This window comes from Candidatus Desulfolinea nitratireducens, assembly GCF_982879505.1.
Genome location: NZ_CEYOSI010000037.1, coordinates 1 through 9,573, shown reverse-complemented (window position 1 = coordinate 9,573; position 9,573 = coordinate 1). Strand labels below are relative to the sequence as shown.

Annotated in this window: 10 protein-coding genes; 2 read left to right on the top strand and 8 right to left on the bottom strand. The window is 49.8% G+C overall.

Annotated features, from left to right (window positions below):
* From AC3DOM_RS05090 to mutL, 8 genes are all read right to left on the bottom strand, one after another.
* Positions 1-2,532 (bottom strand): hypothetical protein (locus AC3DOM_RS05090; RefSeq protein ID WP_487917944.1); only part of this gene is annotated, 2,532 nt, incomplete at its 3' end.
* Positions 2,533-3,153, bottom strand: a complete 621-nt coding sequence (locus AC3DOM_RS05085) for a hypothetical protein (RefSeq protein WP_487917943.1) — start codon at positions 3,151-3,153, stop codon at positions 2,533-2,535.
* A complete protein-coding gene (locus tag AC3DOM_RS05080) occupies positions 3,150-3,899 on the bottom strand; it encodes a DUF6754 domain-containing protein (protein WP_487917942.1) in 750 nt (249 codons plus the stop codon). Before AC3DOM_RS05080 ends, AC3DOM_RS05085 begins: the two co-directional genes overlap by 4 nt.
* 4 nt (positions 3,900-3,903) lie before the next feature.
* The gene (locus AC3DOM_RS05075) at positions 3,904-4,137 is read right to left on the bottom strand and encodes a hypothetical protein (RefSeq protein ID WP_487917941.1); all 234 of its coding nucleotides are present in this window, start codon (positions 4,135-4,137) and stop codon (positions 3,904-3,906) included.
* 122 nt (positions 4,138-4,259) lie between these two features.
* Positions 4,260-5,225 (bottom strand): carbon-nitrogen hydrolase family protein, encoded by a 966-nt coding sequence (locus tag AC3DOM_RS05070; RefSeq protein WP_487917940.1) that lies wholly within the window; start codon positions 5,223-5,225, stop codon positions 4,260-4,262.
* Positions 5,226-5,289: 64 nt separating this feature from the next.
* Positions 5,290-5,799: a GNAT family N-acetyltransferase gene (locus AC3DOM_RS05065; protein WP_487917939.1), complete on the bottom strand. Its 510-nt coding sequence runs from the start codon at positions 5,797-5,799 to the stop codon at positions 5,290-5,292.
* A gap of 35 nt (positions 5,800-5,834) precedes the next feature.
* Positions 5,835-6,257, bottom strand: coding sequence for a VOC family protein (locus AC3DOM_RS05060; protein WP_487917938.1), 423 nt, complete (start codon positions 6,255-6,257; stop codon positions 5,835-5,837).
* A 28-nt stretch (positions 6,258-6,285) separates the two neighbouring features.
* Positions 6,286-8,022, bottom strand: coding sequence for a DNA mismatch repair endonuclease MutL (gene mutL, locus AC3DOM_RS05055; RefSeq protein WP_487917937.1), 1,737 nt, complete (start codon positions 8,020-8,022; stop codon positions 6,286-6,288).
* A gap of 145 nt (positions 8,023-8,167) precedes the next feature.
* On the opposite strand from mutL, the gene AC3DOM_RS05050 reads away from it, so the two are divergent.
* Both AC3DOM_RS05050 and AC3DOM_RS05045 read left to right on the top strand, forming a co-directional pair.
* The gene (locus AC3DOM_RS05050) at positions 8,168-9,250 is read left to right on the top strand and encodes an alpha/beta hydrolase family protein (RefSeq protein ID WP_487917936.1); all 1,083 of its coding nucleotides are present in this window, start codon (positions 8,168-8,170) and stop codon (positions 9,248-9,250) included.
* 20 nt (positions 9,251-9,270) lie between these two features.
* The coding region (locus AC3DOM_RS05045) for an HAD family hydrolase (protein ID WP_487917935.1) at positions 9,271-9,573 on the top strand (303 nt) is incomplete at its 3' end.

The following is a 9,573-nucleotide window of genomic DNA, read 5'->3' as shown; positions in this document are numbered from 1 at the left end:
GGGTATCGTGCTTTGCTCAACCCAGGCACGCCCTTTTTCAACATCGGCTGTCATTACAATTACAACTGAGAAATCTGATAAGGTAGCAACACTCTCGAGAGGAGGAAAACTCCAAATGGAAGTGCCATCCACTTGTGCAGTAATGGCAGTACGTGGACTGGTGATAAAACTCAATATTCCAGAGGGACCGCCGGGCAAATAGCCAAGATTAAGATACTCGTCGTTTCGTTGATAGTTGTGACTACTTTGGGTCTCTGCTAAAAAATGTTCTGCGAGAGCAGGCCCTGTCGGCAAAGTGGATAGAATGACAAGCTTTTCACCACGCAGCATTAAATGATCTATCAGCGGAGCGGCAATAGCGTGCATCTCACCAGAGAAGGCTGCCTCATAATCAAAGACAAGCAACGCGCTACCAGCCTCCGGGAGTTGGTTAATAATCTCGATTGTATCCCTGATTTCAGGAACAACAATATTCGGGGAAGGGGTCATATGAGATTGGCTTAGAAGTGAAGAGCCAACCATAAGGAAAAGTAATGCCGCGATCAGCCAGCGCACCACAGGTATCGAAGAATATTTTGTTTGCGGTTTAAAAGAACCCGGTTTTGATTCGCTTGCCAGGAGTCCTTCCAATATTGTTGCGCTGCTCTGCTGGCTTTCACTCACGTTAAGTTTTAAAGAATGTGCCATTGGCTTATTTATTTGCCCCAAGTCGAGCCCGGAGGGCAAAATCCCGCTTAGGCCTGCCAATGGCCCGCTCTCTGCAGTCACATTGTCGCTTTCGCCAGAACCTGCTGAAGGATCAGAAAGAGCGGTACCCACAGGACGCATCGCTTGTACCCAGCCTGGCAACTCGCCCCCTGATAAATTTCCATCCACTTTTGGCACAATATCGTCAGGTTCTTCCTCGGCCAGATCTTCATCTGTAGGGTCAAGGCTTGAAAGCCAATCGGGAGTCTCATTACCAAAAATCTCATCTACATTCTCATCTGTTGAGCTTGAAAAGACATTATCTTCAACCAGTGGAGTGACGGGAGCCGGGGCATCTTCGGTTTCTTTTTCCTCATCGATCCCCTCTACCGTTGGCAGAGAGGCAACCAAATCGGGTTCTTCTACTTCAGTAAAGGCTGGGATTGAAACCTCATCTGTACTCTCGGGGGGAGATTCTGCAGCAGGCTGACTCATTTCAGATAGCCAATCGGGAAGTTCTGCCTTTATTGCAGAGGGGATTTCGTTCTCGTCGGCATCTACCGCCATATCAGGAGATGGCACAGACTCCTTTTGGCTTGCCTGTTCCTGAGAGAGAGCTTCCACTTCCAGGGCATCTTCTGCCAGAAAAGCATCTACCTGATCCGCGCTATCTGCAGGGTTATCTTCGGAAGAAATTGGTAAAATCCAATCTGGAAGATCATCGGAGGAGGGCGTTAGACTTTCTTCAACAGATTCTTCGGCAGGGAGTTCTGCGGCAGATTCCGTCATCCAGTCAGGGAGATCGCTGGCTGTAATGGGCATCTGCTCAGGTTGTCCCTTATCTTCGGGAGATGCATCTCCTCCACTTGACAGCCAATCTGGAAGATCAGCCCTGGTAATAAGGGGTCTGCTCTCTTCAGCCAAAGATGAAGGGGGTGAAGCATCGCTTTCGCTTGAGAGCTGCGCAGAAAATTCGTCTATGGGTATCGATGGGGAGGTTTCATTTGTTGAAACCTCGCCCGCAGGTCGCAGATCGCCCATCCAATCGGGGAGGCTGTCAGCCTCTTTAAAGTTCGGAGAATCAGCATCTGTTTTTGAAAGGGAATCAGGTTGAACGGAGGGTGTTTCTTCGAAAGATGAAATCGCATCCTCTTCTTTTGAAAGTTTGGAAAGCCAATCCAGGTTATCACCGCCCTCGAAGCCCCCTTCATCCATAAGGTCTTTGGGAGCAGCAGAACTTTTCTGGCTCAACAAATCGGACATAGATTCAAAATTTTCTTCGGCCGATTCTCCCTGAAGATCAGATAGCCAGCCAGGAAGTTCCCCAGTTTGGAGAAGAGGCTCTTCTTCATCAGAAGGGCGGGGGGCTTCAGTGGCGGTGATGGGTTCCTCTGAGGCCGGGATACCCACAGGGACTTCTTCCTCGGGCTCTATTTCAGTTGGAAGATTATCCTGGATATTTACGAGCCAGTCAGCTGCTTCTTCTTCGTCTTCATCGTCGTCGTTATCCAGGCCGGCAAGCCAATCGAGGGGGGCTGCTTTCGTAGGAGCGCTTTCTTTCGCTTGTGGAGGAGGGGATGACAGGGAATCCAGGGATGAATCATCTGAGGTCTTCGTTGTTTCGTCGTCTTTATCTCCCTCACGTGCGCCCCGCAACCAGGCAGGAAGGGCCATTTCAAGTTCTGCTGTTTTTTTCTCTGTTGGGATTTGCCCGGAGTTGATCAATTCTCCGACGCCATCCAGCTCGCTGGTAGTTTGGCGTAAGAGTCGACCGCATTTATTGCAATCCACTAATTCAATTGGATTGACCTCTCCACAGACGGGGCAATTGATGGTCTCCACCATTTATTTGCCACCGTAGGGGCGGTCTGCGCCAATGAGCACGCGCAGGCCTGTGAGCAACGCCCCCAAAGCAACGCCAAGCAGAATACCGCGCGCGCCACTTGCTGCAAGGGTATTAACAAAAATTGGGCGAATTAGATCCCCAAATAATGGGATTTCAAAAAAAGGCAATGGGGCAGCGCCAAGCATAACGACTAGTGCTGTGGCTAAGAAAAGGATTGCCATCAGGTCGTTGCGGTAGCGGAGCAAGCGGATGCCAGCGTAGATCAGGGTGACGGCCATGATTGCCATCAGGCTGGTTTCAACCGGGAAAATAACCGCATTGAAGATATGGGTCATGGTGGAGTGATTTGGCCCCAGTACAAGACCCAAAGTAAGCGTGATCATTAAGGAGGCAATCAACAAGAGGCTGTATAGGCCTCCTTTTTCTTTTTCACGTATTTTTTTAATATGGACTGAAAGCAGGTTTAAAACGCCGACAAAAATTGCTGCTCCAGCCAGGATAACTGCCCACTGGACAAAGGTTACACGTACGCCAGCCAAGGGACCTTCCGTGAGGAAATAGCCCAGTAAGACCAGCAGACCCACTGATATCGCAATAATCGGGGATAAATAACGGCTCATAGCAACCCTGCTAAAATCTTCATCGCTGCCCCACCGAGAAGAGCAATTATGATCAGCCAACGCAGCACATCTTGAACGTACAAACTAGCGAGATGTGCCCTCCCTGCTTTTAAGTAGGCGCCGGTAGCGTAGAGTTCTTCTCCAATTAAAGGTTCCTGGGCATTGGCGTATAGTATTGCTTGTGCGGGAAGAGAGTCAGAGGCTGCAAGGATAAAGGATTGCTTCCTTTCAGCAGCATCACTGAGAAGCCCCACTTCGGACCCAAAACCGCCAACCAATATATTGGCAGATATATCTTCATCGTAAATTGCTGGAAGTACGCCCGCCGCGTAAGAAAAAGGGGTCATGCCTGCCAGGCGGCCAGTAGTTGCTTTATATTGCTGCTCCGCCCCGGCAACGCGATACGCTGTATGTAAATTATCCTGGGAAAGTATGGCAAGGGCCGCATCACCAGATGTAGCAAGAGGCGGCTTATCGCCGGATGCGCTAAATTCGACTGAGTGGCGCAGAACGCTGAGCGAAGAGAAGGATGCTGCTGTGCGAGGGTTGTCCACCCCGGCAGAACCGAGGGAGAAATGAATCCGGGTCCCATCTTCAACGGCGCTTCCGAGCGCTTTATTTAGATTGGTAAATGCTGAAATATCTCGAAAAGAGGCTTTCACCCTTTCCTTGAGAAGAGAAAGCCCAATAAGCAAAATTGCGCTCAATAGTATCAGACCTAATCCAGCTAAAGCGGAGGTTTGCACCGGGTTATTCCCTCCTTAACAAAGCGGTAAATGCGCGAGTTTCTTCTTTGTCTTCAAGGAAATGGGCCAAATTAACAACACGATTGTGACCAAGCAGAGGTTGACCCATATAAAGTATTTGGGCACCGACCAGCATTAACGGCTCACCAATTTCCAGTAGCCAGGCAACAAGACCTTCTACCCCAAAATGAGAGAAAGTCTCGGCCCATTTATTCCACTCCGCGCTTGGTTTTCGCATAGGATAAAGTATAGCATATTTTAAGGTTTGGAAAATTCTAGCCTTGCGTAAAGGGAGGGTCAAGGAACCATTGGGGGGATAAAAAATTTAAAGTGGGATTTCTGTGAGAAAAAAGGAATTCGTTATTCCGTGAAATTTACCGTACTCTGCCGCTCCCGGTTGACAGTTAACTGTGTGACATCAGGCCGGGAATAGTGTCCAGCAGGATCAAAATTCTGACGTTCTTCGCGCACTCGTTTATGGTCGAGTGTTGCGATGATCAGCTTTTCTTCATCGGCAATGGGTTCAACAATCCATTTACCGTCCGGGCCGGCGATGCAGGAACCTCCGTTGGCGAATAGATCATTACTGTTTTCAAGGATGGCTGTGAGGTGGGGCGTATCTGCTGGAAAATCGCTTTTGCGCATCAGGCCGGAGACCGAAACCACATAAGAGCGGGATTCCATTGCAATGAACCGTGTGATGTCCCGTGTATTATGGACTCCCCCCGGCCAAATGGCGATGTGTAAATCCTCGCCCAATCCATATAAGGCAGCCCGAGGAAGGGGCATCCAGTTCTCCCAGCAATTCAGCCCACCAACGGTGAAAGCACCCAACTTATGAACACGCAAACCATGCCCATCACCCGGGGACCAGGTCAATCGTTCCTCGTATGTCGGCATCAATTTCCGGTGCACGGATTGGATCACGCCTTCCACATCAATATAGACCAGGCTGGCGTAGACGCTGTGTCCACCACGGTCGGCTGGACGCTCGATGCATCCCAGCACGATCGCTATCTGATGTTCTTTGGCGGCCTCGCAGAGATTATCCAGATGTCCGGCCTCGATCTGCACGGCCTGATCCAAATAATGGGCATGGAGTTCCTTTTGGACTGGCGAGTTAAATGTCGCCCCGTTCGTGCGCTCGATCCAGAAGGGATACCCCGGTAGCAGAGCTTCGCCAAAGGCCACCAGTTGACAATCTGCCCCGGCAGCCTTGCGGACCTGTTCCAGGATCCTGGTCATTGTTTGGTCACGGTCCAACCAAACCGGGGCGATTTGGGCAAGACCGATGGTTAATTTATCCTTCATTTTTGTTTTCGCCATTTTATAAGTTCCTTATCTATTTCTTGTGGCATTTTAGAAAATTGGATAAATGCTTGAAAAGCAGCTAAATATCCCCCCCATATAGTTGGATTTCTGCATCATCATCTGGAAAATCCATCAGTCGTTCAAATTCCAGACCAAGTTTTTTGACTAAATTAATTGAAGCAGAATTATCCACGTCAGTGAAAGCCAGGATATGTTTCAGACCAAGATTTTTTTTCCCGTATTCGATCGTAGCGGAGGCGGCCTCATAGGCATAACCTTTACCTCTGAACTCGGGTAAAAAGGCAAAACCAAGATCAAGATCTTCCAGATAATCCCTTTTCAGCAATCCACAAGTGCCTATAGATATCCCACCATCTTTGAGCTTCACGATCAGCATCCCAAAACCAAGCTCCTTGAAGCTTTTCTGCAATTTATTTACGATGTAGTCACGAGCGTCATCAAGGGTTTTGACGCCCCGATCCCCAATGAATTGCAACCAGACGGGGTCATTCAGCATTTCCAAAATAAATGGAGCATCGTCCAAGGAAAACTCAGAAAGCTCCAGACGATCAGTCTCAATAATACTCATCAGGTTTCCTCAAATTGACTTATCTGGTTCATATATCAGAAACCACGTTTGGAGATTGGGTGATCGTGATTTAATTCAAGCAGATCCCAGAGATTGCCATATAGATCCTCAAATACAGCGACCATCCCGTATGCTTCCTTCTTTGGCTCCCTGATAAAATTTATTCCCTTGGAAACCATCTCATTATAGTCACGCCAAAAATCGTCGGTGTTGAGAAATAGAAATACACGTCCACCTGTCTGATTCCCAATAAAAGTCTCTTGTTCTGGCCTGGAAGCTCTGGCCAATAACAAGGTGACCCCGTTGGAACCCGGGGGAGAAACGACCACCCAGCGCTTATCCTGTTCGGGTTGATAGGTATCTTCGATCAATTCGAAGTTCAGCTTTTGTGTATAAAAAGCAATCGCTTCATCGTAATCCCTCACAACCAGTGCGATATGAACGATAGATTGCCTCATGCTTTTCTTGTCATTTGTGTGGAAACCTTTACCTCGCCCCTCTACGCCCGAATTGACGCTCAAGCATATCGACCGAAAGGTGGATCATCGTCGGTCTGCCATGTGGACAGGTGCGCGGGGATTCGCAGGATTCGAGATCGCGCAGGAGGGATTCCTGCTCATCGGTGGAAAGTGTTTGGCCACCCTTGACAGCCATCCGCTTACAGACGCGCGCCGCGATCCGTTCCTCGATCTTCTCCTGCAGGGGTGTCTCATCACCTTCGAAATCCTCGACGAGTACACGTAATGCAGCAGCAGGGTCGCTCCCGGAAAAAAGGGAGGGGATGGCCCGTATCTGAAAGGTGTTCGGCCCAAATGGTTCCACTTCAAAACCAAATTTTTGCAAAATCCCAATTTGCTCGTTGAGCAAAGTCGCCTGTTCCGGAGGAAGTGGAACAACAACGGGCTGAAGTAAACTCTGTGATGAAAGCGTATTGGCCTGACGTTGTGCCATCAGTCGTTCAAATAATACTCGTTCGTGTGCAGCATGCTGGTCGATCAGATAAAGTCCATCTGGCCCCTCGGCGATGATATAAACTGAACCGATCTGGCCCACAAGACGCAGAAGAGGGATCGTGGGAATAGTGTCCAGGGTCTCCGGTGATTGGGCACTTCCTGAATCCTGATTGCCTGGTTCCTGATTTGCCTCACTTGCAAAGCCCCACGCCGGATCAATCCCACTCCCTGAGGGTCGCTCGGTCCACAGGGCAGGCGGGGCAATCCCCATCTGCGGGACGGGGGTATAGGCCAGAATTGCTTTTCGGACTGAACGTTGCACAAAGCTGAACATCCGTTGGGGGTCCTGGAAACGAACCTCCGATTTCGTCGGATGAACATTGACATCAACGGAAGCAGGTTCAAGTTCAAGAAAGACTGCGGCGAGAGGGTAACGTCCCACCATCAGCATCGTATGATAGGCCTGGATCAGGGCTGTCGAGAGCGAAATATCCTGTACCCAACGCCCATTGATGAAAATAATAATATCGCGTCGATTGGAGCGGGTCAGTGAAGTCGGGCTGATGAATCCAGTCAGCTCAAGGTCCTCCTCAACAGCGTTTACCTCGAGCAAATCTTTGGCGATCTCAATCCCGTAAAGCGTGGCGAGAATAGCGCGACGGTCGCCATTGCCGCTGGTTTGCAACGTAGCCTGCCCATTCTGACTGAATTTGAAGCGCACATCAGGGTAGGCGAGGGCGTAACGGGTGAGTAGGGCATCGATGCGGCGACGTTCGGTAACATCCTTTTTCAGGAATTTTAGCCGCGCCGGGACGTTATAGAAAAGATTTTCAACGCGGACAACCGTGCCACGCGGCGCCCCAACCTGCTCGGGTTCTTCAGCCTTGCCTCCCTCCACACGGATGCGTGTCGCGGCTTCATCATTATCCGTGCGCGAGGTGAGCGTGAGCCGCGCTACTGAGGCTATCGAGGCAAGCGCTTCACCGCGGAAACCAAGCGTGGCAATCCTGAAAAGATCATCGGCGGAGAGCAATTTGCTCGTGGCATGACGCTCCAGCGCAAGCGGCATCTCATCGGCGGGAATACCGCTTCCATCGTCGGCAACCTCGATCAGGCGGCGGCCAGCTTCTTCGATGGTCACTGTTACGGTTTTAGCATCAGCATCGAGAGAATTTTCAACCAACTCCTTGACCACTGAGGCCGGACGTTCGACCACTTCACCGGCAGCAATCTGGGAGGCAAGGTCGGGGGAGAGAATTAGGATTGGCATGCGGATATTATACTCGCAGCGCTTCAGGATTCACCACCAGCCCCCTCCCAACCTCCCCCAAATTCTAAAAGCGGAATTTAGGGGAGGAGAAAAACACCTCCCCCTATTTTTGTTTTTCAAAATGGGGGGTTTGAGGGGGTAAGAAATGCCCGTTATAATCCCCTCCATGAAGCCCGCTACAAAACTTCTCCTGCTCCTGCTGACACTTGTTTTCAGTGCCTGTTCTTCCGCGCCGGGGCAGGTTTCGCAACCCACGCAGACTCCATCTCAAATTCCACCTCCAACCCTGACACCTTTTCAGCCGCTTCCAGCAACGATCACAGCAAGCGCAGTCCCAAATGCCACATTTACACCATTTCCCCTTTCAACCATCACCCCAGATCCCTTCAGGAAATATACGATCTCTGCCATGCGCTCGCGTGCTTATGGGAGTGGAATAGTTCAAATCATTGAGAAATTAGACGATAAAAACTCTTTCACTCGCTACAAGATCCGTTATACCAGCGATGGATTAACCATTTATGGCTTTATGAATATCCCCAAAGGCGAGGGGCCATTCCCGGTGATCATTGCCATTCACGGCAACTATAACTTAAAAGACTATCAGCTTATGCCTTATTCCACTTACGATGCTGATGTACTCAGTCGAGCAGGCTATCTGGTTATTCACCCGAATATGCGCGGATTTGGCGAATCAGACAGCGGGGATGATCGCTATCGGACTGGATTGGCAATTGATATCCTCAATCTGATCGGCATCGTAAAAACACAAGGATTGCAAATCGGCACCCTCGAAAAAGCCAACCCTGAGCGGATTGGGATTTGGGCACATAGCATGGGCGGAGAAGTTGCTTTGCGCGTTATTACAGTGAGCAATGATATCAAGGCAACCATGCTCTATGCCCCAATGACAGGTGACATCATCAAAAATGCGCAGTTCATTAATAACAGGGAAGAATTGGATACCCCTGCCCATCTTATTCCTGCTATCTCTCCTCATCATTCGTATGACAATATCACCTCTGCGCTCAAGCTTTATCATGGCACAGGCGACCCTGTTATCCCCGTTGAGTATGGTCGAGAAACCTGCCAGATGCTCACTGACCTTGGCAAAGAAATCAACTGTGCCTTTTACGAAGGCGCAAAGCATACCTTCAATAGCAATTACACCGACGATTTTCATAAAAGCTTCCTGTACTTCTTTAAAACCCACCTTCTTGATCCCTGAGCCAAAGGTATAATCCTCCCATGAATTTTACAACCATCTTCTTCGATCTTGACGATACTCTTTATCCGCATGAAAGCGGCTTATGGCAGGCGATCAAAGGTCGCATCAACCTCTTCATGCACGAGCAACTAGGCATGACCTGGGATGAGATCCCTGCCAACCGTGAGATGTATTTTCTCAACCACGGGACGACGCTGCGCGGAATTCAGGCCAATTTTGACGTGGACGAGGAGGCCTATCACGCCTATGTGCATCAACTCCCTTTGGATGAGTATATCGCCCCCAACCCTGACTTGCTTGCTCTTCTTGAGCATCTACCGCAG